This window comes from Pseudomonas sp. Z8(2022), assembly GCF_025837155.1.
GTDB lineage: Bacteria > Pseudomonadota > Gammaproteobacteria > Pseudomonadales > Pseudomonadaceae > Aquipseudomonas.
In genome coordinates this window covers 3,539,880-3,562,318 of the sequence record NZ_CP107549.1, presented here as the reverse complement: position 1 = coordinate 3,562,318, position 22,439 = coordinate 3,539,880, and the positions used below count along the sequence as shown (strand labels likewise).

Sequence of the window (22,439 nt, the reverse complement as noted above, 5' to 3'; positions counted from 1 at the left end):
GGCGCACTGGCGCGTCTGTTCTCGGCGCTGCTGCGCTGGGGGCTGGGGCTGTGTGCCGCCGTGCTGGTGCTGGCCGCGCTGTACGTCAGCCTCGGGCGCGAACTGGTACCGCTGGTGGCTGAGTACCGCCTCGAACTGGAGGATCGCGCCAGCGCGCAACTGGGCGTACCGGTACGCATTGGCCGTCTCGAGGGGCGCTGGCAGAGGTTCGCGCCGCTGCTGGTAGCACATGATGTGCGTCTGGGCGATGAAGAAGGTGAAGGCCTGAGCCTGGAGCGTGTGCAACTGGTGCCGGACGTGGGCGCGAGCCTGATGGCACGCCAGCCACGTATCGCCCATCTGCAGTTCGACGGTGTGCAACTGAACGTGCAGCAGACCGCCGAAGGCAACTGGCATTTGCAGGGGTTGCCACGACGCGAAGGCCCCGCACCGGATGTCCAGCAGCTGCTGAAGCAACTGCAGGTCGTGCATCGCATCAGCCTGCTCGACAGCCGTGTGGTGGTTCAGCCGCTCGAGCGGGAACCGCTGCTGCTCAGCTACGTCAACCTGAGCCTGCGTTACGGCAGCAACAGTCAGCGTCTCGATGGCCGCCTGCTGCTGCCCGACGGCCAACCGGTGGCGCTGAACCTGCGTACGCGCATGCAGCCGGAGACCTGGCGCGAGGCCGAGTCGCAACTTTATCTGAGCCTGCCGCAGAGTGACTGGGCAACCTGGCTGCCGAAATCACTGTTCGGCGACTGGCGGGTGCAGCACCTGCAGGCCGGCGGTGAGCTTTGGCTGGAAGGGCGCGGACTGGCTCTGCGCAAGGGAGCCGTGCGCCTGCATGCCCCCGAGCTGGTTGGCGGTCAGGCCCGGCAAGCGCCCGTGACCTTGAAGGATGTGGCTTTCAACGCCTTCTTCGACCGGGGCAGGCAGGGCGTGCGTGCGCAGATCGACTCCCTGGCCCTGACCCATGGCGAACGGCGCATCGGCGAGCTGCACTTGAACCTGAGGCAGACCGAAGTCGGCGAGGCCGACGAGCGCTGGGTGTTGTCGGCCGATCGTCTCGATCTCGCTGCCTGGGCGCCACTGGTGGAGGCGCTGGTGCCAATGCCCGACCATGCCCGCGAGGTACTGGTTGCGCTGGCCCCGGTCGGCGCGGTGAGCAACCTGTTGCTCGACTATTACCCGCAGCGGGAGGGCGCCGAGCGCCTGCAGTTTGCCGCCAATCTGAACAAGGTGGGTATCCAGGCCTATCAGGGGGCGCCCGCAGCCGAGAATGTCAGCGGCAGCGCCTCGGGCAACATGTTCAAGGGCGAGTTGCGCCTGAATGCCGAGGACTTCGCCCTGCATTTTGACCAGCTGTTTCCCAAGCCCTGGCGCTATCGCCATGCTCAGGCGCGCTTGAGCTGGGACTGGAGCGAAACCGGCCTGACCCTGCGCAGCCCCTACATACGCATCGATGGTGAAGAGGGACAGATCGCCGGCGACATGCTGATTCGCCTGCTGCGCGATCCCGAGGCTGAAGACTACATGGATCTGCGCGTCGGCCTGAGTGATGGCGATGCGGCCTATACCGAGAAGTACCTGCCGAGCCTTTCAACCGGCATGAGTGCGGAACTCGATCACTGGTTGAAGACGGCGATTCGCGCAGGCCAGGTCGAGGAAGGCTATTTCCAGTTCCAGGGCTCGCTGAACAAGGGGGCGCCGCTGGGCGCGCGCAGCCTGAGTCTGTTCTTCAAGGTCAGGGATGCCGAGCTGGCATTTCAACCTGGCTGGCCCTCGCTGCGTGAGGGTGCAGGCGAGGTGCTGATCGAGGACGATGCGGTGCGCGTGCGCTTGCAGAGTGGGCGTCTGCTGGACAGCCAGGTCAATGACGTTACCGCCAACATTCCTCTGCTGCACGACGGCAAGCCTCCGCGGCTGCTGCTCGAGGGCGAGGTGCAGAGCAGCCTGGGCGATGCGATCAGGCTGCTGCAGGAAGCACCGTTGGGGACGTCGGATATCTTTGCCGGCTGGCAGGGCCAAGGCCCGCTGGCCGGAAAGCTGCAGCTGGATATTCCGTTGCAGAAGGGTGGCAAACCGGGTGTCGTGGTGGATTTCGCCACCGAGGATGCCAGCCTCAGGCTGCCCAACCCGAATCTGCAACTGAGCAAGGTGCAGGGCGCGTTTCGCTTCGATAGCGCCAAGGGGTTGAGCGCTCCGCAGGTACGCGCCGAGGTATTCGGACGTCAGGTCAGCGGCAAGATCAGCGCCGAGGGCGCGCGCGGACAGGCACGTACGGTGTTCGATCTGCGTGGTCAGGTGCAGGTCGATACGCTAAGCCAGTGGTTGGGTGGTCCGCGGAAACTCCCCGTCAGCGGCCTGCTGCCTTACCGCCTGAACCTGACCCTGGATGGCGACGACAGCAAGCTGCGTGTCGATTCCAACCTGCGCGGGGTTGCCATCGATCTGCCGCCGCCGTTCGGCAAGCCGGCAGCGCAGGAGCGTGCTGCCAGCTGGCGCATGACTTTCGCCGGGCGCGAGCGCCGTTACTGGGCGGACTATGGCGATCTGGCCAGTTTGAACCTGGCCGCTCCTGCCGGAGCACTGGCTGACGGCCGCGGAGAACTTGTGCTCGGCGGTGGTGCTGCCGGCCTGCCGCCAGGCAAGGGCCTGCGTGTGCGGGGACGTCTGGAAGAACTGGATCTGGAGGCCTGGAAGCAGCTCGGCAGCAGTCATCCGATACAAGTAGACGCCGACAGCCAGCGCCTGCTGCGCAGTGCGCGACTGGATATCGGGCGCTTCCGCGGTTTCGGTCAGGAGGTCGACCAAGTGGCCGTCAGCCTTGAACGCGAAGGTCAGGGTTGGGCCGTGCAGATCGACAGTGAGCTGACGGCCGGTCGCGTGCTGCTGCCCGACGCCGAGGGGATGCCGATTCGGGTCGGCCTGCAGCATGTGCGTCTGCCGGCGCCGGACCCCGATGCCGAAAAGGTCGCCGATGCGCCTGATCCGCTGGCCGACTTCGATCCCGGCCAGATACCGTCGCTGGATATCAGCATTCAGCGTGTAGAGCGTGGCGACAAGGTGCTGGGTGCGTGGTCGCTCAAGGTGCGCCCGGAAGCCCAGGGCGTGCGTTTTGACGAACTCGATCTCGATCTGCAGGGGTTGAAGATCGGCGGCAGTGCCGGTTGGCGAGGCACCCCGGGCAATACGCGCAGCTGGTACAAGGGGCGCCTGCAGGGCAAGGACCTCGGTGCAGTCCTCCAAGCCTGGGATTTCGCCCCGAGCGTGACCAGCGAAAGTTTCCGTGTCGATGTCGATGGCAACTGGCCCGGTTCGCCAGCCTGGTTCTCCTTCAAGCGCCTCTCCGGCAATCTCGATCCCTCGCTGCGCAAGGGCCAGTTTGTTGAAGTACAGGGCTCAGCTCAGGCACTGCGTGTGTTCGGTCTGCTCAATTTCAACTCCATCGGCCGCCGCCTGCGTCTGGATTTTTCCGACCTGCTGGGCAAGGGGCTCAGTTATGACCGGGTCAAGGGCAATCTGCAGGCAACCAATGGCCTGTTCGTGACTCGGGAGCCCATCACCATGACCGGGCCTTCGAGCAATCTGGAGCTCAACGGCAATCTGGATATGCGTGACGAGCGCGTCGATGCCAAGTTGCTGGTGACCCTGCCGGTGACCAACAACCTGCCGCTGGCGGCGCTGATCGTCGGCGCGCCGGCCATTGGTGGCGCGCTGTTTGTGGCGGACAAGTTGCTCGGAGACAAGGTGGCCCGTTTCGCCAGCGTGCAGTACGACGTCAAGGGCCCGCTGCAGGATCCGGAAATCACTTTCGACAAGCCTTTCGAAAAACCGCAATGACAGTGCGTCTTGGCGTAGGCTGTTGTGACGACAACCGATGAGTGCCGCCATGAATCTCGCTGTAATCCAGATGGTCAGTCAGGACGACGTGCAAACCAACCTGCGCCTGGCTCGCCGTATGCTGGAGCGCGCCGCCCAGGGCGGCGCACGTCTGGCCGTGCTGCCGGAGAACTTTGCCGCCATGGGGCGTCGTGACCTCGCCGCCATCGGCCGTGCCGAGGCCCTGGGTGAAGGGCCGATTCTGCCCTGGTTGAAACGGACCGCGCGTGACCTCAGTTTATGGATAGTGGCCGGTACCCTGCCGCTGCCGCCGGACGACGATGCCGAGGGCAAACCGCACGCCTGCTCGCTGCTGATCGACGATCAGGGCGAGCGCGTGGCTCGCTATGACAAGCTGCACCTGTTCGATGTCGATGTAGCCGACAGCACTGGTCGTTATCGCGAGTCCGACGATTTTGCCCATGGCCAGCGCGTGGTGGTGGCGGACACGCCGGTAGGACGCCTGGGTCTGACCGTGTGTTACGACCTGCGCTTTCCCGAACTGTTCGGTGCGCTGCGTGAGGCGGGGGCCGAGCTGATCAGTGTGCCGGCGGCCTTCACTGCTGTTACCGGCGCGGCGCACTGGCAGGTGCTGACGCGCGCCCGTGCCATCGAAACCCAGTGCTATGTGCTGGCGGCCGGGCAGGGTGGCGAGCACCCGGGGCAGCGCATGACCTTTGGCCATTCGGCCATCATCGATCCCTGGGGCCGCGTGCTGGTCGAGCAGGATCAAGGGGAGGCCGCGTTGCTGGCCGCCCGCGACGCCGCCGACCAGGCGGCCATTCGCCAACGTATGCCGGTGCAGCAGCACCGCCGATTCTTTTTATCGGACGCTCCGCGTCCGGTCGTTGTGGAGTGACCATGAATACGATGTTGCAATCCGTCAGCGAGCACCTGCTAGCGCCCGGTAACCTGACGCTCGACAGCCTCAGTGCCGTGCTGGGTGAAGTCGCAGGTCCCGGCATCGATGCCGCTGATCTGTACTTCCAAAGCCAGGTCTCGGAAACCTGGGTTCTCGAGGATGGCATCGTCAAGGAAGGCAGTTTCAACCTCGATCAGGGCGTTGGCGTACGCGCCCAGTCCGGCGAGAAAACCGGCTTCGCCTACAGCAACGCTATCAGTCTCGACGCTCTGACCCAGGCCGCGCAGGCTGCACGCTCGATTTCCCGCGCCGGCCAGCAGGGTCGGGTACAGGCATTTGTCAGCCCGCAGGTGACTCAGCTCTACGCCGAAGGCAACCCGCTGGACGTCATGAACCGCGCCGAGAAGGTGGAGTTGCTGCAGCGTATCGACCGTGCCACGCGGGCGCTCGACCCGCGCATCAAACAGGTCACGGTGAGCCTGGCCGGCGTCTGGGACCGCATTCTCGTGGCGGCCCATGACGGCAGTCTGAGCGCCGATATCCGTCCGCTGGTGCGTTTCAACGTCAGCGTCATCGTCGAGCAGAACGGCCGCCGCGAGCGTGGCGGGCATGGCGGCGGCGGGCGTACCGACTACCGCTACTTCCTCGATGAGGACCGCGCCATGGGCTATGCCCGCGAGGCGCTGCGTCAGGCACTGGTCAACCTCGAGGCCATCGCTGCGCCTGCCGGCAGCATGCCCGTGGTGATGGGCGCGGGCTGGTCCGGCGTGCTGCTGCACGAAGCCGTTGGCCACGGCCTGGAAGGCGATTTCAACCGCAAGGGCAGTTCCGCCTATAGCGGCAAGATCGGCGAGAAGGTTGCGTCGAGCCTGTGCACCATCGTCGATGATGGCACCCTGGCCGGCCGTCGCGGCTCGCTCAGCGTCGATGACGAAGGTACACCGACCCAGTGCACCACGCTGATCGAGAACGGTGTGCTCAAGGGCTATATGCAGGACAAGCTCAACGCACGGCTGATGGGCGTGGCCGCTACCGGCAATGGTCGGCGCGAGTCCTATGCGCACCTGCCCATGCCGCGTATGACCAACACCTATATGCTGGCCGGCGCGAGCGACCCGGAGGAAATCATCCGTTCGGTGAAGAAGGGCATCTACTGCGCCAATCTCGGCGGCGGTCAGGTGGATATCACCAGCGGCAAGTTCGTCTTCTCTACCAGTGAGGCCTACCTGATCGAGGACGGCAAGATCACTGCGCCAGTGAAAGGTGCCACGCTGATCGGCAACGGCCCTGAAGCCATGAGCCGGGTGTCCATGGTCGGCAATGATCTGGCTTTGGATAGTGGCGTCGGCACCTGTGGCAAGGATGGCCAGTCGGTGCCGGTCGGTGTCGGTCAGCCGACGCTGAAGATCGACGCGATCACCGTCGGCGGCACCGGTGCCTGAGGCGCTGCCGACTCAGCGCAGGCCGCGCTGGATTTCGTCGAGCTCGCGGATGTATTTGAACACCTTGCGTGCAGCGGCCGGCGGCTTGTTGCGCGCGGCTTCGTGCTGGGCATGACGGACCAGGCCGCGCAAATGCTGGATGTCTGCTTCGGGGTAAAGCTCAACGAAGCTTTCCAGAGCGCTGTCGCCTTCGCCGATCAGGCGGTCGCGCCAGCGCTCGAGGGCATGGAAGCGTTCGTTGTACTCGCGGGTGGAGCTGTCCACCTGATCGAGCATGGCGACGATCGCCTCGACATCCTGTTCGCGCATCAGCTTGCCGATGAACTGGATATGGCGTTTGCGCGCGGCATTGGCAGTGTGTTTCGGCGCTTCGGCCAGGGCGCGCCGTAGTGCGTCGGTCAGCGGCATCTTCGCCAGCAGGTCCGGCTTGAGCGCAGTCAGACGCTCACCGAGCTCCTGCAGTGCATGCAGTTCGCGCTTGACCTGGGATTTGCTCTTCTCCAGCGAGAAGTCGTCATAGGAATCAGACATGGGGTGGGGTCCAGAGGGAAACGCCGCCATGATAGCAGTAACCGTGATTGCCGGCCCTTGGCCTGCAGTCGAGAGCAGGCCCTGGACTCCGTTGGCAGGGCTGCGCCAAGAGAATCGGGAGTGGTTATGAGTGAAGTTGAACGCATCGGGCCGCAGGCCCTGCACGCTCTGCAGGAGCAGGTCGAGTCGATCCTTGCCGAGGCCAGGCGCCAGGGCGCCAGTGCCTGCGAAGTGGCCGTCTCGGCAGGTCAGGGATTGTCCACCACCGTACGCCAGGGTGAGGTGGAGACCGTCGAATTCAATCGCGACCAGGGCTTCGGCATCACCCTGTATGTGGGGCAGCGCAAGGGCTCGGCCAGTACTTCGGCAACCGGTATCGAGGCCATTCGCGAGACCGTGGCGGCCGCCCTGGCGATCGCCAAACACACTAGCGAGGATGATTGCGCCGGTCTGGCCGACGCGGCACTGATGGCGCGCGATCTGCCGGAGCTGGATCTCTATCACCCCTGGTCGATCACCCCGGAGCAGGCGGTCGAGCGGGCATTGGCCTGCGAGGCGGCCGCGTTCGCTGCTGACTCCCGTATCAAGAACGCCGACGGCACCAGTCTCAACACCCATCAGGGTTGCCGCGTGTATGGCAACAGCCATGGTTTCGTAGGGGGCTATGCCAGCACCCGACATAGCCTGAGCTGCGTGATGATCGCCGAAGGCGAAGGGCAGATGCAGCGCGACTACTGGTATGACGTCAATCGCCAGGGGGAACTGCTGGCCGATGCCGCCGGTATCGGTCGGCGTGCTGCCGATCGCGCTGTCAGCCGGCTTGGTGCGCGTCCGGTGCCAACCTGCGAGGTGCCGGTCCTGTTCGCAGCCGAGCTCGCCGGCGGTCTGTTCAGTCACCTGCTGGCGGCAATCTCCGGCGGCAATCTCTATCGTCATTCGTCCTTCCTCGAAGGCGCGCTCGGCCAGCGTCTGTTCCCCGAGTGGCTGAGCCTCGACGAGCGTCCGCATCTGCCGCGTGCCCTGGGCAGTGCGGCTTTCGATGGCGATGGTCTGGCCACATACGCCAAGCCGTTCGTGGAGAAGGGCGAACTGGTGTCATACGTGCTCGGTACCTATTCCGGACGCAAGCTGGGGCTTCCGAGCACCGCCAACTCCGGCGGCGTGCACAACCTGTTCGTCACACATGGCGATGAGGATCAGCAGGCGCTGATTCGGCGCATGGGGCGTGGCTTGCTGGTGACCGAGCTGATGGGCCAGGGCCTGAATCTGGTAACCGGCGACTATTCCCGTGGCGCGGCGGGGTTCTGGGTGGAGAACGGCGAGATCCAGTTCCCGGTGCAGGAGGTAACCATCGCCGGCAATCTGCGTGACATGTTCCGCCAGATCGTCGCGGTCGGTTGCGACCTGGAGCGGCGCGGCAATATCTGCACCGGCTCGGTGTTGATCGAGAGGATGACCGTCGCCGGCAGTTGAGGCGGCAGTAACGATAAGGCCACCCGCAGGTGGCCTTTGTTTTGGCGGAAGGTATTACTCGCCTTCGTCGAAGTAGTTTTCGATCAGCCCCACCAGGGCGGCCATCGCTTCTTCGTCCTGCTCGCCTTCGGTCAGCAGATGTACATTGGTGCCTTTGCCGGCAGCCAGCATCATGACTGCCATGATGCTCTTGCCGTCCACCAGGCTTTCGGCGCTGCGACCAATGCGTACCTGGCAGGGGTAGGTGCTCGCCACGCCGACGAACTTCGCCGCGGCGCGGGCATGCAGACCGAGCTTGTTGATGATGGTGATCTCACGTGCGGGCATCGCGGCATGGCTCCTTAGCTGAGGTCGCGGTGACGCACCTGGACATTCTTCAGCAAATCTTTGAGTGCCTGACTCAGGCGATTGGCCAGATAGACCGAGCGGTGGTGACCCCCGGTGCAACCAATGGCGATGGTGACGTAGGCGCGGTTGCTGGCGGCAAAACGCGGCAGCCATTTTTCCAAGTAGACGAGGATATCCTGATACATCTCCTCGACCTCCGGTTGCGCCGCCAGGTAGTCGACCACGGGTTGATCCAGGCCGGAATAGTCGCGTAGTTCAGGTTTCCAATAGGGGTTGGGCAGGCAACGTGCATCGAACACCAGATCGGCATCGACCGGCATACCGCGTTTGAAACCGAACGACTCGACGAGGAAGGCAGTCCCGGTCTGCGTCTGGCCGAGCAGGCGCAGCTTGAGCGTATCGCGCAGCTGATAGAGGTTCAGGCGGGTCGTATCGATCTTCAGATCGGCCCGATCAGTGATCGGCGCCAGCAACTGCCTTTCGTAGGCGATGGCCTCGGCCAGCGAGCGGTTGTCGTTGGTCAGCGGATGGCGTCTGCGGGTTTCCGAAAAACGCTTGAGCAGCGTCTCGTCTTCGGCGTCGAGGTAGAGTACGTCGCAGCGAATGTTGCGCTTGCGCACTTCTTCGAGCAGTTCCGGGAAACGCTTGAGCTGACTCAGCAGGTTGCGTGCATCAATGGAGACGGCTACCTGCGGCAGCAACAGGTCGCTGTGCGGCAGGAAGCGCTCGGCGAGGTCCGGCAGCAAGCCGGCCGGCAGATTGTCGATGCAGTAAAAACCGTTGTCCTCAAGTACATCGAGGGCGGTGCTCTTGCCCGAGCCCGAGCGACCGCTGACGATGATCAGGCGCATGTCATTGACCGTTCTGAATGTCCACCACAACCTGATAGAGATCTTCGCCACTGTTGGCCTGGCGTAGACGTTCGCGTACATCCTGGCGGTCGAGCATGCTGGCGATCTGGCGCAGCAGTTCGAGATGCGCGTCAGTTGCCGCCTCCGGCACCAGCAGGACGAACAGCAGGTCGACCGGTGCGCCGTCGATGGCGTCGAAGTCGACAGCGGTTTCGAGGTGCAATACCGCGCTGATCGGTGCAGTGCAGCCGGCCAGGCGACAGTGGGGAATGGCAATGCCGTTGCCGAAGCCGGTGGAGCCGAGCTTCTCGCGGGCGATAAGGCTTTCGAATATGTCCTGGGCATCCAGGTCGGGCAGATCGCGCGCAACCAGATTGGCGATCTGTTCAAGCACGCGTTTCTTGCTGCCGCCCGGCACGTTCACCAGGGAACGGCCGGGGGTCAGGATATTTTCAAGTCGGATCATGGATTGGGAATGTCAGCGGACTGTTGCGCCTTGCAGACGCTCGAGCTGCTTTTCCTTGTGCTTGATGAGTTGACGGTCGAGTTTATCGACCAACAGGTCGATAGCTGCGTACATGTCCTGATGTTCGGCATTGGCGACGACTTCGCCGCCGGCAACATGCAAGGTGGCTTCGATCTTCTGCTTGAGCTTTTCGACCTCCATGGTCACCTGAACATTGGTGATTTTGTCGAAGTGGCGTTCCAGTCGGCCCAGTTTCTCGCCGACATAGTCACGCAGGGCGTCGGTCACAACCAGCTGATGTCCACTGATGTTGACTTGCATACCGCTTTCTCCTTGTTGCCTTGTGTAAGAGGCGAGTCAGGCTCGACCCGCCGCCGGAACACTTTGGCCTGAAAGCCAATGGCTTTCAGTCGATCTGGCTTACATCAGTCGCTTGCGCTCACTGGAGGGCGCAATGCCGAGGGATTCGCGATACTTGGCGACCGTCCGACGGGCGACTTGGATGCCTTGTGCCTCCAGTAAACCAGCGATCTTGCTGTCACTCAATGGCTTTTTCGCGTTTTCCGCGGCAACCAGTTTCTTGATGATTGCGCGGATCGCGGTGGACGAGCATTCGCCGCCTTCGGAGGTGCTGACGTGGCTGGAGAAGAAGTATTTCAGCTCGTAAATACCGCGCGGGGTATGCATGAATTTCTGCGTGGTGACACGTGAAATGGTCGACTCGTGCATGCCCACGGCTTCAGCGATGTCGTGCAGTACCAGCGGTTTCATCGCTTCGTCACCGTAGTCGAGAAAACCACGCTGATGTTCGACGATCTGTGTGGCGACCTTCATCAGCGTTTCATTGCGGCTCTGCAGGCTCTTGATGAACCAGCGGGCCTCCTGCAGCTGATTGCGCAGGAAGGTGTTGTCGGCGCTGGAGTCGGCGCGTTTTACGAAGCCGGCATATTGCGGATTGACCCTCAGGCGCGGCATGGCTTCCTGATTCAGTTCCACCAGCCAGCGATCGTTGTGCTTGCGCACGATCACGTCCGGCACGACGTACTCCGGTTCGCTGGATTCGATCTGCGAGCCCGGGCGCGGATTGAGGCTCTGAATCAGATCGATGACCTGGCGCAGTTCTTCTTCCTTGAGCTTGGTTCGGCGCATCAGCTGGGCGTAGTCGCGGCTGCCGAGCAGCTCCAGATAGTCGCCGACGACGCGCTGTGTCTCGCTCAGCCAGGGTGTGCTGGCAGGCAGCTGGCGCAACTGCAGCAGCAGGCATTCGCGCAGGTCGCGGGCACCGATACCCGCAGGTTCGAACTGCTGGATGCGATGCAGCACGACTTCCACTTCGTCCAGCTCGATATCCAGCTCGGGATCGAAGGACTCGGTCACTTCCTCGAGGGTTTCCTCGAGGTAACCGTCGTTATTGATGCAGTCGATCAGGGTGGCGGCGATCAGCCGGTCCTTGTCCGACATGGGGGCCAGATTCAGTTGCCAGAGCAGATGGCTCTGCAGGCTCTCGCCGCTGGAAGTGCGGGTGGTGAAGTCCCACTCGTCATCGTCGTTGCTGGGCAGGCTGCTGGCGCTGGTCTGGTAGATGTCTTCCCAGGCGGTATCGACCGGCAGCTCGTTGGGGATGCGTTCACCCCACTCGCCGTCTTCCAGGTTGTCTACTGTCGGGTTGGTTTCCTGGTAGCTCTCTTCCTTGCTCGGGGCAGGGGTGGCGCTTTCGGCGCCATCGGCCATCGGATCGCTGTTGTCGAAGTCGTCGCCGTCTTCCTGGCGCTCGAGCATGGGATTGGATTCCAGCGCCTCCTGGATTTCCTGCTGCAGGTCCAGGGTCGACAGTTGGAGGAGGCGGATAGCCTGTTGCAGCTGCGGGGTCATCGTCAGCTGCTGGCCCATCTTGAGGACTAGCGATGGTTTCATTGCAGACCTTAATTTACTGGCGAGTTACGCCTTCCACATCAGGGCGCCGAAGCGCCGCCAGGAAGCAAATTATATGCCTGAATTTCTTGTTCTTGCCTAGGGGTTGCACTATTTCTGTGGCGGAACCGCGACGATCTAGAGGCGGAACTCGTGGCCCAGATAGACTTCTTTCACTGTCTGGTTGGCCAGGATGGTTTCGGCATCGCCTTCGGCGATCAGCCGTCCATCATTGACGATGTAGGCGGTCTCGCAGATATCCAGGGTCTCGCGGACATTGTGATCGGTGATCAGGATGCCGATGCCCTTGGTCTTGAGGTGATGGATGATCTGCTTGATATCGCCCACCGAAATCGGGTCCACACCGGCGAAGGGTTCGTCGAGGAGGATGAACTTGGGGTTGGTCGCCAGGGCGCGGGCGATCTCCACGCGGCGTCGCTCGCCACCGGACAGGCTCATGCCGAGGCTGTCGGCGATGTGGTGGATATGGAACTCCTGCAGCAGGTTTTCCAGCTCTGCCTGACGTCCTGCGCGGTCCAGATCCTTACGCGTTTCGAGAATGGCCATGATGTTGTCGGCCACCGACAGCTTGCGGAAGATCGAAGCCTCCTGCGGCAGGTAGCCGATGCCGGCGCGAGCACGACCATGCATGGGCTGATGGCTGACATCCAGGTCGTCGATCAGTACGCGGCCCTGATCGGCACGCACCAGGCCAACGATCATGTAGAAGCAGGTTGTCTTGCCGGCACCGTTGGGGCCGAGCAGACCAACGATCTGCCCGCTTTCGATGCTCAGGCTGACATCACGCACGACCTGGCGGCTCTTGTAGCTTTTCGCCAGGTGTTGGGCTTTGAGAATGGCCATTACTGCTGCTGATCCGCGGGTTTGTTCTTCGGTTGGATGACCATGTCGATGCGCGGGCGCGGCGTACTGACGTTGCCGCCCGTGGCGCGACCGGCATTGACGATCTGGCGGCGGGTGTCATAGACGATCTTCTCGCCTTCGAAGGTATTGCCTTCCTGGATCACCTTGGCCTGGTCGATCAGTACGATGCGCTCGTTGCTGGCGAAGTACTGGATGGTCCTGCCGTACGCCTTGACGATGTCCTTGTCCACGGCTGGCTTCTGCTCGTAGTAGGCCAGGTTGCCCACCGAAGTGAACACATCGATATCGCCGCCGGCGGTCTGGGTGATGGTCACGGTGTCACCGGTGATCTTCAGGGTGCCCTGGGTGATGATCACGTCACCGCGGTACACGGCTACGCCTTGCTTGTCATCCAGTTCTGCACTGTCAGCCTGGATGCGAATCGGCTGATCGCGATCCGATGGCAGTGCCCAGGCCGTCGCGCTTCCCAATGCGGCGCCGAGGCTGAAAATCAGGGGGAGGGTGTTAACGAACCTCATGCTGGCCTCTTACGTTGGACTGCAGGAGCATCCTGCCGTCATTCAAGTACGCTTTCATTCCTTGTGCCGTGGTCACCCCGTTGGCCGCGACGATTCTAACGGCTTGCTCGGTCTGCGCATATTCCTTCTCGGGAATAACGGTCATGCGGCTGCTGGTGATGATGGTCGGACGGTTCTTGGCGTCGGTGCGGGCAATGCGCACATCGTCGATCAGTTCTACCTCGACGCCGCCTGGAGAAACCTCGGCACGCTGACTGGTCACTTGCCATGGCAGGTCGGTGCCGCGATAGAGATCCAGTTTGGGGGTTTCGATCAGGGTGATGTCGGTGCTCTTGATGTGTTCGAGCCGCTCCGCGGTCATCCGGTAGTGCAGTTTGCCGTCATCCTGGAATTGCACGGTGCGCGCGCCGACGACATAGAAATCGACGACATTGTCATCGCTGCTCTGCTGGACTACGCGGGCGCTGTCCGGAGCGAGGTTCCAGTAGCCCAGGGCAGCCACCACGACTGCAATCAGGGCAAAGATCAAGGTGTTGAGGATTTTACGCGGCATGCTGTTCTCTACAGGTAGGCGGCCTGGGCCGCATCCAGGGTGCCCTGGGCACGCATGATCAGTTCGCAGAACTCGCGCGCCGCACCTTCGCCGCCGCGTGCCTGGGTTACGCCATGGGCGTGCTGGCGCACGAAACTGTCGGCACTGGCCACAGCCATTCCCAGACCGACTCGGCGGATGACCGGAAGATCCGGAAGGTCATCGCCCAGATAGGCGACCTGTTCATAGCTTAGGCCGAGTTCGGCGAGCAGGCCGTCGAGAACGACGAGCTTGTCTTCACGTCCCTGGAACAGGTGCTGGATGCCCAGGTTGTTGGCGCGGCGTTCGACCACCGGAGTTTTGCGTCCGCTGATGATGGCCGTGCGTACGCCCGAGGCGATCAGCATCTTGATGCCGTGGCCGTCGAGGGTGTTGAAGGTCTTGAATTCGCTGCCGTCTTCGAGAAAGTACAGACGGCCATCGGTGAGCACGCCGTCGACATCGAAGATCGCCAGTTTTACCGCGCGGGCGCGTTGCAGCAGGTCACTCATCACATCACCCCCGCGCGCAGCAGGTCGTGCATGTTGAGGGCACCGACCGGGTTGTTCTGATCGTCGACCACCACCAGGGCGTTGATCTTGTGGTCTTCCATGATCTTCAGGGCCTCGGCTGCGAGCATGTCCGCGCGTGCGGTCTTGCCGTGCGGCGTCATGACTTCGTCGATCAGCGCCTGGCGCACGTCGATGCCCTTGTCCAGGGTGCGACGCAGGTCGCCGTCGGTGAAGATGCCGGCCAGGCGACCGTCCTGCTCCAGCACCACGGTCATTCCCAGGCCTTTCTGGGTCATCTCCAGAAGGGCTTCGCGCAGGCTGGTGCCGCGGCGTACGCGTGGCAGCGCATCGCCCTGATGCATGACATTCTCCACCTTGAGCAGCAGGCGGCGGCCGAGGGCGCCACCCGGGTGGGAGAATGCAAAATCTTCGGCGGTGAAGCCGCGTGCTTCCAGCAGGGCAATGGCCAGGGCGTCGCCCAGCACCAGGCTGGCGGTGGTCGAGGAGGTCGGCGCCAGGTTCAGAGGGCAGGCTTCCTGCGAAACACGTGCATCCAGGTTGACCTCGGCGGCCTTGGCCAGTGGTGAGTCGGGGTTTCCGGTCATGCTGATCAGGCGGATGCCGAGGCGCTTGATCAGCGGCAGCAGGGTGACGATTTCGGCGGTTGAGCCCGAGTTGGACAGTGCCAGGACGATGTCGTCCCGGGTGATCATGCCCATGTCGCCGTGGCTGGCCTCGGCCGGGTGGACAAAGAATGCCGTGGTGCCGGTGCTGGCCAGGGTTGCGGCGATCTTGTTGCCGATGTGTCCGGACTTGCCCATGCCGACCACGACCACGCGGCCCTTGCAGTTCAGAATCAGCTCGCAGGCCTTGATGAAATCGGCATTGATGCGGGGCAACAGCTCCTGTACCGCTTCAAGTTCGAGGCGAATGGTGCGTTGCGCGGAATCAATCAGGTCGCGGGTCTGGTTCATTGGACTGAGCTGTCAGGCGAAAAAGACCGCGATTATAACGAGAAAAGCTGTCCGCGCTCACCTTTGCTGTGCGCACGCCCTTTCGAAACTGTCTCAAGTCTGAACGCCGTATCGTGGCGCTATTGGGCGGCATGTTCAGCCAGTGCTATAGTTCGCCGCCATTTTGGCCCCCTCTGGCCGGCGCGTGTCCCCGCATCGGGAGGCGGCGTCCGCAAGGAAGGCCTGATTTTCAAGGAGTTCAGATGAGCGCCGAGCACGAGTACGCGATCGAGTTGCAGGGCGTCAGCTTTCAGCGCGGTACCCGGTCGATTTTCGACAAGGTCGATATCCGTATCCCGCGTGGCAAGGTCACGGGCATCATGGGCCCTTCCGGTTGTGGCAAGACGACCTTGTTGCGTCTGATTGCAGCGGAGCTGCGCCCCTCTGCGGGTGATGTGCGCGTGAATGATGTCAGCCTGCCGAAGCTCTCGCGGGACGAGCTGTTCGATGTGCGCAAGCAGATGGGCGTACTGTTTCAGAGTGGTGCGCTGTTCACCGATCTCGACGTGTTCGAGAACGTGGCGTTTCCACTGCGCGTGCACACCAAGCTCCCTGAAGAGATGATTCGCGACATCGTCCTGATGAAGCTGCAGGCCGTTGGTCTGCGCGGTGCGCTGGATCTGATGCCGGACGAACTGTCCGGCGGTATGAAGCGCCGTGTGGCGCTGGCCCGTGCCATTGCCCTCGATCCGCAGATTCTGCTGTACGACGAGCCGTTTGTCGGTCAGGACCCCATCGCCATGGGAGTGCTGGTGCGCCTGATCCGTCTGCTCAATGATGCGCTGGGGATCACCAGCGTGGTGGTATCCCATGACCTGGCGGAAACCGCCAGCATCGCCGACTACATCTATGTGGTGGGTGATGCTCAGGTGCTGGGGCATGGCACGCCGGCCGAACTGATGGAGTCGGACAACCCGCGCATTCGTCAGTTCATGAAGGGCAGTCCGGACGGGCCGGTGCCATTCCATTATCCGGCGCCGGATTATCGCGAAGATCTGTTGGGGAGAGGTTGATGCGCAGAAATTCACCGATCGAGCAGCTGCGTCTGTTCGGTCGTGCGGGTATCGATGTGGTCGCGACGCTGGGGCGTTCGGTGCTGTTCCTCTTGGGCGCACTGTTCGGTCGCAGCCGCGCCGGCAAGCCGCTGCAATTGCTGATCAAGCAGCTGTTTTCAGTCGGCGTGATGTCGCTGGCGATCATCATCGTCTCCGGCATCTTCATCGGCATGGTGCTGGCCCTGCAGGGCTACAACATTCTGGTCAGCTACGGTTCCGAGCAGGCGGTCGGGCAGATGGTTGCGCTGACTCTGCTGCGGGAACTGGGTCCGGTGGTGACCGCGCTGCTGTTCGCCGGGCGTGCGGGGTCGGCGCTGACCGCCGAGATCGGCAACATGAAGTCCACCGAGCAGCTCTCCAGCCTGGAGATGATCGGCGTCGATCCGCTCAAGTACATCGTTGCGCCACGGTTGTGGGCCGGTTTCATCTCCATGCCGTTGCTGGCGATGATCTTCAGTGTCGTCGGCATCTGGGGCGGGGCGATGGTTGCCGTGGACTGGCTGGGCGTCTACGAAGGCTCGTTCTGGTCCAACATGCAGAACAGCGTTTCCTTTTATGACGATGTGCTCAATGGCGTGATCAAGAGCATCGTCTTTGCCTTCGTGGTGACCTGGATCGCCGTATTCCAGGGCTACGATTGCGAACCCACTTCCGAGGGCATCAGTCGCGCGACCACGCGCACCGTGGTGTACGCCTCGCTGGCCGTGCTTGGCCTGGATTTCATTTTGACCGCTTTGATGTTTGGAGACTTCTGATGCAAAACCGCACGCTGGAGATTGGTGTCGGCCTGTTCCTCATGGCCGGTGTGCTGGCCCTGCTGCTGCTGGCCCTGCGCGTCAGCGGCCTGAGCGTCGGCAGCGCGGGTGATACCTACAAGGTGTACGCCTACTTCGACAATATCGCCGGGCTTACCGTGCGCGCCAAGGTAACCATGGCCGGTGTGAGCATCGGCAAGGTCACCGCCATCGATCTGGATCGCGACAGCTACATGGGCCGGGTGACCCTGGAACTCGATGGCAGCGTCGACAATCTGCCCGAGGATTCCACGGCGTCGATCCTGACGGCAGGTCTGCTCGGCGAGAAGTACATCGGCATCAGCGTTGGTGGTGACGAGGAGGTGCTCAAGGATGGCGGCACCATCCACGACACGCAGTCCTCGCTGGTGCTGGAAGACCTGATTGGCAAATTCCTGCTCAATTCGGTCAATAAAGACGAAGCCAACTGATGAGGGCTCTGGTGATGTTCAAGACCGTGCGTAATTCCCTGCTAGCGTTGCTGGCCGCCATGCCGCTGCTGGCTGTTGCTGCGCCAAGCGCCCATGAGGTGGTGCAGCAGACCACCGATACCCTGCTGGCCGATCTCAAGGCCAACAAGGAGCACTACCGCAGCGATCCCAATGCTTTCTATGACTCGCTCAACGAGATTCTCGGTCCCGTAGTCGATGTCGACGGCATTTCCCGTGGCGTGATGACGGTGCGCTATTCGCGCCAGGCCTCGCCCGAGCAGATGAGCCGCTTTCAGGAAAACTTCAAGCGTAGCCTGATGCAGTTCTATGGCAACGCTCTGCTCGAGTACGACAACCAGGACATTCGCGTACTGCCGGCCACGGGCAAGAGTGAGGATGATCGTACCTCCGTGGGCATGGAAATCCGCGATGGCAAGGGTGTGGTCTATCCGCTGTCCTACACCATGGTGTCGATCGATGGCGGCTGGAAACTGCGCAACGTGGTGATCAACGGCATCAACGTCGGCAAGCTGTTCCGTGACCAGTTCGCCCAGTCGATGCAGAACCATCGCAACGATCTGGACAAGGTCATCGATACCTGGGCCGATACCGTGGCCAGGGCGCGTCAGGCTCGGGGCGAGTCGTGAGTCAGGCCAGCATTACCGAACGCGCCGCCGGTCAGCTGCAGTTGGCCGGCGTGCTGGATTACAGCACCGGTCCGAAGCTGCGCGAGCAGGGTGCGCGGCTGATCGCTGCCAGCAGCGCTACGCGTCTGGCGCTCGACTGCAGTGCGGTGGAAAAGTCCAGCAGCGTCGGTCTGGCGTTGCTGCTCGCCTTCATTCGCGATGCGCGCAAGGCCGGCCGGGAACTGTCGATCATTGCGCTGCCCGCCGACATGCGTGACATCGCCCAGGTCAGTGGTCTGCTCGAATTGCTGCCGCTGCAACAGTGAAGTGCTTCCCGTCGTTCCGTCAGCGCCGCTGCTGGCGGGGTTCGCAGGCGGGAGGCTTTTTTGTATGATGGCCGACCCGTGGGCGCCGGTGCCCGAATGCGTCAGTCGAGGTCGAGCATGCAGGCTGCAGAAGTAAAAAGCCTCCTAGAGGAAAAACTCCCGAATACCCAGGTGGAAGTCGAAGGCGAAGGCTGCAATTTCCAGCTCAACCTGATCAGCGACGAACTGGCCGCCCTCAGCCCGGTCAAGCGTCAGCAGCAGATCTATGCCCACCTCAATGCCTGGATCGCCGATGGCAGCATCCACGCAGTGACCATGAAATTCTTCAGCCAGGCCGATTGGGCCGCGCGTTCCTGAGCCTGCGGGCGACGAGATTCCTATGGATAAACTGATCATTACCGGCGGCGCTCGCCTCGATGGCGAAATCCGCATTTCCGGTGCGAAGAACTCTGCACTGCCGATTCTGGCCGCGACCCTGCTGGGTGACGCGCCCGTTACCATCTGCAACCTGCCGCACCTGCACGACATCACCACCATGATCGAGCTGTTCGGTCGCATGGGCATCGAACCGGTGATCGACGAGAAATTGTCGGTGGAAGTCGACGCTCGCGCGATCAAGACCCTGGTGGCGCCTTACGAACTGGTCAAGACCATGCGCGCCTCGATCCTGGTGCTCGGCCCGATGGTCGCGCGCTTCGGTGAAGCCGAAGTGGCACTGCCGGGCGGTTGCGCCATCGGCTCGCGCCCGGTCGACCTGCACATCCGTGGCCTCGAGGCCATGGGCGCGATCATCGATGTCGAAGGCGGTTACATCAAGGCTCGGGCGCCGGAGGGTGGCCTGCGCGGTGCGCACTTCTTCTTCGATGTGGTCAGCGTGACCGGTACCGAGAACATCATGATGGCCGCGACCCTGGCCAAGGGCCGCAGCGTGCTGGAAAACGCGGCGCGCGAGCCTGAAGTGGTCGACCTGGCCAACTGCCTGATCGCCATGGGTGCGAAGATCCAGGGCGCCGGTACCGACACCATAATCATCGACGGCGTCGAGCGCCTGCATGGCGCGCGTTACAACGTGATGCCCGACCGTATCGAAACCGGTACCTATCTGGTTGCTGCTGCCGTCACCGGTGGTCGCGTCAGGGTCAAGGATGCCGATCCGTCGACCCTGGAGGCCGTGCTGGCCAAGCTGCAGGAAGCAGGTGCCGAGATCACCACCGGTCCGGACTGGATCGAACTGGACATGAAGGGCAAGCGCCCGAAGGCGGTCAACCTGCGTACCGCTCCGTACCCGGCATTCCCCACCGACATGCAGGCGCAGTTCATTGCCCTGAATGCCGTGGCCGAAGGCACCGGCACCATCATCGAGACCGTTTTCGAAAACCGTTTCATGCACGTCTACGAGATGCTGCGCATGGGCGCCAACATCCTGGTCGAAGGCAACACGGCCGTGGTCACAGGCGTCGAGAGGCTCAAGGGCGCGCCCGTGATGGCGACCGACCTGCGCGCCTCGGCGAGTCTGGTGCTGGCCGCACTGGTGGCCGAGGGCGACACGCTGATCGATCGCATCTACCACATCGACCGTGGTTACGAGTGCATCGAAGAGAAGTTGCAATTGCTCGGTGCCAAGATCCGCCGCGTTCCGGGTTGATCGCCTGCGTTCGTTGTCGTCGGGCCGCTCCCTGTCGGAGCGGCCGCTTCCGTTCAAGGAAACCGTTTCATGTTGACCATCGCCCTGTCCAAAGGCCGCATTCTCGATGACACCCTGCCATTGCTGGCCGCGGCCGGCATCGAGCCGACCGAGAACCCGGACAAGAGCCGCAAGCTGATCATCCCCACCACTCAGGATGCCGTGCGCCTGCTGATCGTGCGTGCCACCGACGTGCCCACTTATGTCGAGCATGGCGCTGCCGACCTGGGGGTCGCCGGCAAGGACGTGCTGATGGAGTACGGCGGTCAGGGCATCTACGAGCCGCTGGATCTGCAGATCGCCAAGTGCAAGCTGATGACCGCCGGCAAGGTCGGTGCGTCGGAGCCGAAAGGTCGCCTGCGCGTGGCCACCAAGTTCGTCAACGTCGCCAAGCGCTACTACGCCGAGCAGGGGCGTCAGGTCGATATCATCAAGCTGTACGGCTCCATGGAACTGGCTCCGCTGGTTGGCCTGGCCGACAAGATCATCGATGTGGTCGATACAGGCAACACCCTGCGTGCCAACGGTCTGGAACCGCAGGAGCTGATCGCGACCATCAGCTCGCGACTGATCGTCAACAAGGCTTCGATGAAGATGCAGCACGCGCGCATCCAGGCGCTGATCGAAACCCTGCGTGGTGCCGTCGAGGCGCGACACCAAGGCTGACGCCTCACCGCGACTTCTGGTCGCGGCAGCCTATCCGTGTCATAGCCAAATTCTCAGGTGCCCGCACGGTGGGCTTGCTACTCTAGCGGACCGTTGCAAAACGTATCCGAGGCAGTCGGTGCTAGGCAAAAACAGGCGAGGAAGCGGAGTCTACGAGCTGTAAATGAGCATTCCGAGCCTGTTTCAACGACGTACCGGCAACGCAGGTAGTTTTCAACCGTCCGCTTGCGGCGCCTGAGATTTACCCTTACACGAGGCTTTGCCATGACCGCTCCTATCGCCATCCGCCGACTCAACGCCGCTGATCAGGATTTCGCGCGACACCTGGATCATCTGCTGAGCTGGGAAAGCGTGTCCGATGATGGCGTCAACCAGCGTGTACTGGAGATCATCCAGGCCGTGCGCCAGCGTGGTGACGCTGCTCTGGTTGAATACACCCAGCGTTTCGATGGGCTGGAGGTTGCCTCCATGGCCGACCTGATCCTGCCGCGTGAGCGTCTGGAACTGGCCCTGACCCGCATCAGCGCCGAGCAGCGCCAGGCCCTCGAAGTGGCTGCCGAGCGCGTGCGCAGCTACCACGAGAAACAGAAGCAGGATTCCTGGCGCTATACCGAAGCCGATGGCACCGTGCTCGGCCAGAAGGTCACTCCGCTTGACCGCGCCGGCCTGTACGTGCCGGGTGGCAAGGCTTCCTATCCGTCTTCGGTTCTGATGAATGCCATCCCGGCCAAGGTTGCCGGTGTGCCTGAAGTGGTGATGGTGGTGCCGACTCCGCGCGGCGAGATCAACGAGATCGTCCTCGCTGCTGCCGCCATTGCCGGGGTCGATCGCGTGTTCACCATTGGTGGCGCTCAGGCTGTCGCTGCGCTGGCTTATGGCACCGAGAGCGTGCCGCCGGTGGACAAGATCGTCGGCCCCGGCAACATCTATGTTGCCACTGCCAAGCGCCACGTGTTCGGCAAGGTGGGTATCGACATGATCGCCGGCCCGTCGGAGATTCTCGTGGTATGCGACGGCCAGACCGATCCGGACTGGATCGCGATGGACCTGTTTTCTCAGGCCGAGCACGACGAAGATGCCCAGTCGATCCTGATCAGCCCGGATGCGGCCTTCCTTGATCGTGTTGCCGAAAGCATCGCCAGGCTGTTGCCGACCATGGAGCGCGCCGAGATCATCCGTGCCTCGCTGGAAGGCCGTGGTGCGCTGATCCAGGTGGCCGACATGGCTCAGGCGATCGAAGTGGCCAACCGCATCGCACCGGAGCACCTGGAGTTGTCGGTGGCCGAGCCGGAAGCATGGTTGCCGCAGATTCGTCATGCCGGCGCCATCTTCATGGGCCGCTATACCGCCGAAGCGCTGGGTGATTACGTGGCCGGTCCCAACCACGTGCTGCCGACTTCCGGTACCGCCCGCTACTCCTCGCCGCTGGGTGTCTACGACTTCCAGAAACGCTCGTCGATCATCTTCTGCTCGCCGGACGGCGCGTCGGAGCTTGGTAAGAGCGCCTCGGTGCTGGCCCGCGGCGAATCGCTGACCGCGCATGCGCGTAGTGCCGAGTACCGTATCAAGTGACCGGGTGCGCTTGGCGCACCTCATGATTCCCTGTATTCGAG

Annotated in this window: 24 protein-coding genes; 13 read left to right on the top strand and 11 right to left on the bottom strand. The window is 62.7% G+C overall.

Going from position 1 to position 22,439, the window contains the following annotated elements; genetic code table 11:
- Positions 1-6 precede the first annotated feature (6 nt).
- The 3 genes from OEG79_RS17070 to tldD are packed head-to-tail and all read left to right on the top strand — an operon-like array spanning position 7 to position 6,165.
- A complete protein-coding gene (locus OEG79_RS17070) occupies positions 7-3,822 on the top strand; it encodes a YhdP family protein (RefSeq protein ID WP_264148743.1) in 3,816 nt (1,271 codons plus the stop codon).
- A 49-nt stretch (positions 3,823-3,871) separates the two neighbouring features.
- Positions 3,872-4,720, top strand: coding sequence for a carbon-nitrogen hydrolase family protein (locus tag OEG79_RS17065; RefSeq protein ID WP_264146136.1), 849 nt, complete (start codon positions 3,872-3,874; stop codon positions 4,718-4,720).
- A 2-nt stretch (positions 4,721-4,722) separates the two neighbouring features.
- Complete coding sequence (gene tldD, locus OEG79_RS17060; protein WP_264146135.1) at positions 4,723-6,165, top strand: metalloprotease TldD; 1,443 nt, start codon at positions 4,723-4,725, stop codon at positions 6,163-6,165.
- 12 nt (positions 6,166-6,177) lie between these two features.
- Here the strand turns inward: tldD and yjgA are convergent, their stop codons facing one another.
- Entirely contained in the window at positions 6,178-6,696 is a 519-nt protein-coding gene (gene yjgA / locus OEG79_RS17055; RefSeq protein WP_318840822.1) for a ribosome biogenesis factor YjgA, read from the bottom strand.
- Between the two features lie 126 nt (positions 6,697-6,822).
- Here yjgA and pmbA point away from each other — a divergent pair, with 126 nt between their 5' ends.
- Positions 6,823-8,169: a metalloprotease PmbA gene (gene pmbA, locus OEG79_RS17050; protein WP_264146134.1), complete on the top strand. Its 1,347-nt coding sequence runs from the start codon at positions 6,823-6,825 to the stop codon at positions 8,167-8,169.
- Between the two features lie 54 nt (positions 8,170-8,223).
- On the opposite strand, the gene OEG79_RS17045 is transcribed toward pmbA, so the two are convergent.
- The 10 genes from OEG79_RS17045 to OEG79_RS17000 form a co-directional block, all read right to left on the bottom strand.
- A complete protein-coding gene (locus OEG79_RS17045) occupies positions 8,224-8,496 on the bottom strand; it encodes an HPr family phosphocarrier protein (protein WP_264146133.1) in 273 nt (90 codons plus the stop codon).
- 14 nt (positions 8,497-8,510) lie between these two features.
- Positions 8,511-9,368, bottom strand: coding sequence for an RNase adapter RapZ (gene rapZ / locus OEG79_RS17040; RefSeq protein WP_264146132.1), 858 nt, complete (start codon positions 9,366-9,368; stop codon positions 8,511-8,513).
- Between the two features lies 1 nt (position 9,369).
- On the bottom strand, positions 9,370-9,834 hold the full coding sequence (gene ptsN, locus OEG79_RS17035) for a PTS IIA-like nitrogen regulatory protein PtsN (RefSeq protein WP_264146131.1): 465 nt from the start codon (positions 9,832-9,834) through the stop codon (positions 9,370-9,372).
- Positions 9,835-9,846: 12 nt separating this feature from the next.
- A complete protein-coding gene (gene hpf, locus OEG79_RS17030; RefSeq protein WP_264146130.1) occupies positions 9,847-10,155 on the bottom strand; it encodes a ribosome hibernation-promoting factor, HPF/YfiA family in 309 nt (102 codons plus the stop codon).
- A 99-nt stretch (positions 10,156-10,254) separates the two neighbouring features.
- Entirely contained in the window at positions 10,255-11,748 is a 1,494-nt protein-coding gene (locus tag OEG79_RS17025) for an RNA polymerase factor sigma-54 (RefSeq protein ID WP_264146129.1), read from the bottom strand.
- Between the two features lie 135 nt (positions 11,749-11,883).
- Positions 11,884-12,609 (bottom strand): LPS export ABC transporter ATP-binding protein, encoded by a 726-nt coding sequence (lptB, locus tag OEG79_RS17020; RefSeq protein ID WP_264146128.1) that lies wholly within the window; start codon positions 12,607-12,609, stop codon positions 11,884-11,886.
- Complete coding sequence (gene lptA / locus OEG79_RS17015; protein ID WP_264146127.1) at positions 12,609-13,148, bottom strand: lipopolysaccharide transport periplasmic protein LptA; 540 nt, start codon at positions 13,146-13,148, stop codon at positions 12,609-12,611. Before lptA ends, lptB begins: the two co-directional genes overlap by 1 nt.
- Positions 13,135-13,701: an LPS export ABC transporter periplasmic protein LptC gene (lptC, locus tag OEG79_RS17010; RefSeq protein WP_264146126.1), complete on the bottom strand. Its 567-nt coding sequence runs from the start codon at positions 13,699-13,701 to the stop codon at positions 13,135-13,137. The genes lptA and lptC overlap by 14 nt, the downstream gene beginning before the upstream one ends.
- Before the next feature lie 8 nt (positions 13,702-13,709).
- Complete coding sequence (locus OEG79_RS17005; protein ID WP_264146125.1) at positions 13,710-14,231, bottom strand: KdsC family phosphatase; 522 nt, start codon at positions 14,229-14,231, stop codon at positions 13,710-13,712.
- On the bottom strand, positions 14,231-15,205 hold the full coding sequence (locus OEG79_RS17000; RefSeq protein WP_264146124.1) for a KpsF/GutQ family sugar-phosphate isomerase: 975 nt from the start codon (positions 15,203-15,205) through the stop codon (positions 14,231-14,233). Before OEG79_RS17000 ends, OEG79_RS17005 begins: the two co-directional genes overlap by 1 nt.
- Positions 15,206-15,447: 242 nt before the next feature.
- On the opposite strand from OEG79_RS17000, the gene OEG79_RS16995 reads away from it, so the two are divergent.
- The 9 genes from OEG79_RS16995 to hisD all read left to right on the top strand — a co-directional run bounded on the left by OEG79_RS16995 (position 15,448) and on the right by hisD (position 22,398).
- Positions 15,448-16,257 (top strand): ABC transporter ATP-binding protein, encoded by an 810-nt coding sequence (locus tag OEG79_RS16995; protein ID WP_264146123.1) that lies wholly within the window; start codon positions 15,448-15,450, stop codon positions 16,255-16,257.
- Positions 16,257-17,054 carry a lipid asymmetry maintenance ABC transporter permease subunit MlaE gene (gene mlaE / locus OEG79_RS16990; RefSeq protein ID WP_264146122.1) on the top strand — a complete coding sequence of 266 codons (798 nt, stop codon included), beginning with the start codon at positions 16,257-16,259 and terminating at the stop codon, positions 17,052-17,054. Before OEG79_RS16995 ends, mlaE begins: the two co-directional genes overlap by 1 nt.
- On the top strand, positions 17,054-17,524 hold the full coding sequence (gene mlaD / locus OEG79_RS16985; protein WP_264146121.1) for an outer membrane lipid asymmetry maintenance protein MlaD: 471 nt from the start codon (positions 17,054-17,056) through the stop codon (positions 17,522-17,524). Before mlaE ends, mlaD begins: the two co-directional genes overlap by 1 nt.
- Positions 17,525-17,538: 14 nt before the next feature.
- Positions 17,539-18,171: a phospholipid-binding protein MlaC gene (locus OEG79_RS16980; protein ID WP_264148742.1), complete on the top strand. Its 633-nt coding sequence runs from the start codon at positions 17,539-17,541 to the stop codon at positions 18,169-18,171.
- Positions 18,168-18,476, top strand: a complete 309-nt coding sequence (locus OEG79_RS16975; protein WP_264146120.1) for a lipid asymmetry maintenance protein MlaB — start codon at positions 18,168-18,170, stop codon at positions 18,474-18,476. Before OEG79_RS16980 ends, OEG79_RS16975 begins: the two co-directional genes overlap by 4 nt.
- Before the next feature lie 117 nt (positions 18,477-18,593).
- Positions 18,594-18,833, top strand: a complete 240-nt coding sequence (locus tag OEG79_RS16970) for a BolA family protein (protein ID WP_003459267.1) — start codon at positions 18,594-18,596, stop codon at positions 18,831-18,833.
- Positions 18,834-18,855: 22 nt separating this feature from the next.
- A complete protein-coding gene (gene murA, locus OEG79_RS16965) occupies positions 18,856-20,121 on the top strand; it encodes a UDP-N-acetylglucosamine 1-carboxyvinyltransferase (RefSeq protein WP_264146119.1) in 1,266 nt (421 codons plus the stop codon).
- Between the two features lie 69 nt (positions 20,122-20,190).
- Entirely contained in the window at positions 20,191-20,826 is a 636-nt protein-coding gene (gene hisG, locus OEG79_RS16960) for an ATP phosphoribosyltransferase (RefSeq protein WP_264146118.1), read from the top strand.
- A 264-nt stretch (positions 20,827-21,090) separates the two neighbouring features.
- Positions 21,091-22,398 (top strand): histidinol dehydrogenase, encoded by a 1,308-nt coding sequence (gene hisD / locus OEG79_RS16955; protein WP_264146117.1) that lies wholly within the window; start codon positions 21,091-21,093, stop codon positions 22,396-22,398.
- The last annotated feature ends 41 nt before the right edge of the window (positions 22,399-22,439 follow it).

Excerpts from the sequence above, each read along its gene's own strand:
- OEG79_RS17065 (WP_264146136.1), top strand. The coding sequence starts at position 3,872 with ATGAATCTCGCTGTAATCCAGATGGTCAGTCAGGACGACGTGCAAACC.
- tldD (WP_264146135.1), top strand. The coding sequence starts at position 4,723 with ATGAATACGATGTTGCAATCCGTCAGCGAGCACCTGCTAGCGCCCGGT.
- yjgA (WP_318840822.1), bottom strand. The coding sequence starts at position 6,696 with ATGTCTGATTCCTATGACGACTTCTCGCTGGAGAAGAGCAAATCCCAG.
- pmbA (WP_264146134.1), top strand. The coding sequence starts at position 6,823 with ATGAGTGAAGTTGAACGCATCGGGCCGCAGGCCCTGCACGCTCTGCAG.
- OEG79_RS17045 (WP_264146133.1), bottom strand. The coding sequence starts at position 8,496 with ATGCCCGCACGTGAGATCACCATCATCAACAAGCTCGGTCTGCATGCC.
- rapZ (WP_264146132.1), bottom strand. The coding sequence starts at position 9,368 with ATGCGCCTGATCATCGTCAGCGGTCGCTCGGGCTCGGGCAAGAGCACC.
- ptsN (WP_264146131.1), bottom strand. The coding sequence starts at position 9,834 with ATGATCCGACTTGAAAATATCCTGACCCCCGGCCGTTCCCTGGTGAAC.
- hpf (WP_264146130.1), bottom strand. The coding sequence starts at position 10,155 with ATGCAAGTCAACATCAGTGGACATCAGCTGGTTGTGACCGACGCCCTG.
- OEG79_RS17025 (WP_264146129.1), bottom strand. The coding sequence starts at position 11,748 with ATGAAACCATCGCTAGTCCTCAAGATGGGCCAGCAGCTGACGATGACC.
- lptB (WP_264146128.1), bottom strand. The coding sequence starts at position 12,609 with ATGGCCATTCTCAAAGCCCAACACCTGGCGAAAAGCTACAAGAGCCGC.
- lptA (WP_264146127.1), bottom strand. The coding sequence starts at position 13,148 with ATGAGGTTCGTTAACACCCTCCCCCTGATTTTCAGCCTCGGCGCCGCA.
- lptC (WP_264146126.1), bottom strand. The coding sequence starts at position 13,701 with ATGCCGCGTAAAATCCTCAACACCTTGATCTTTGCCCTGATTGCAGTC.
- OEG79_RS17005 (WP_264146125.1), bottom strand. The coding sequence starts at position 14,231 with ATGAGTGACCTGCTGCAACGCGCCCGCGCGGTAAAACTGGCGATCTTC.
- OEG79_RS17000 (WP_264146124.1), bottom strand. The coding sequence starts at position 15,205 with ATGAACCAGACCCGCGACCTGATTGATTCCGCGCAACGCACCATTCGC.
- OEG79_RS16995 (WP_264146123.1), top strand. The coding sequence starts at position 15,448 with ATGAGCGCCGAGCACGAGTACGCGATCGAGTTGCAGGGCGTCAGCTTT.
- mlaE (WP_264146122.1), top strand. The coding sequence starts at position 16,257 with ATGCGCAGAAATTCACCGATCGAGCAGCTGCGTCTGTTCGGTCGTGCG.
- mlaD (WP_264146121.1), top strand. The coding sequence starts at position 17,054 with ATGCAAAACCGCACGCTGGAGATTGGTGTCGGCCTGTTCCTCATGGCC.
- OEG79_RS16980 (WP_264148742.1), top strand. The coding sequence starts at position 17,539 with ATGTTCAAGACCGTGCGTAATTCCCTGCTAGCGTTGCTGGCCGCCATG.
- OEG79_RS16970 (WP_003459267.1), top strand. The coding sequence starts at position 18,594 with ATGCAGGCTGCAGAAGTAAAAAGCCTCCTAGAGGAAAAACTCCCGAAT.
- murA (WP_264146119.1), top strand. The coding sequence starts at position 18,856 with ATGGATAAACTGATCATTACCGGCGGCGCTCGCCTCGATGGCGAAATC.
- hisG (WP_264146118.1), top strand. The coding sequence starts at position 20,191 with ATGTTGACCATCGCCCTGTCCAAAGGCCGCATTCTCGATGACACCCTG.
- hisD (WP_264146117.1), top strand. The coding sequence starts at position 21,091 with ATGACCGCTCCTATCGCCATCCGCCGACTCAACGCCGCTGATCAGGAT.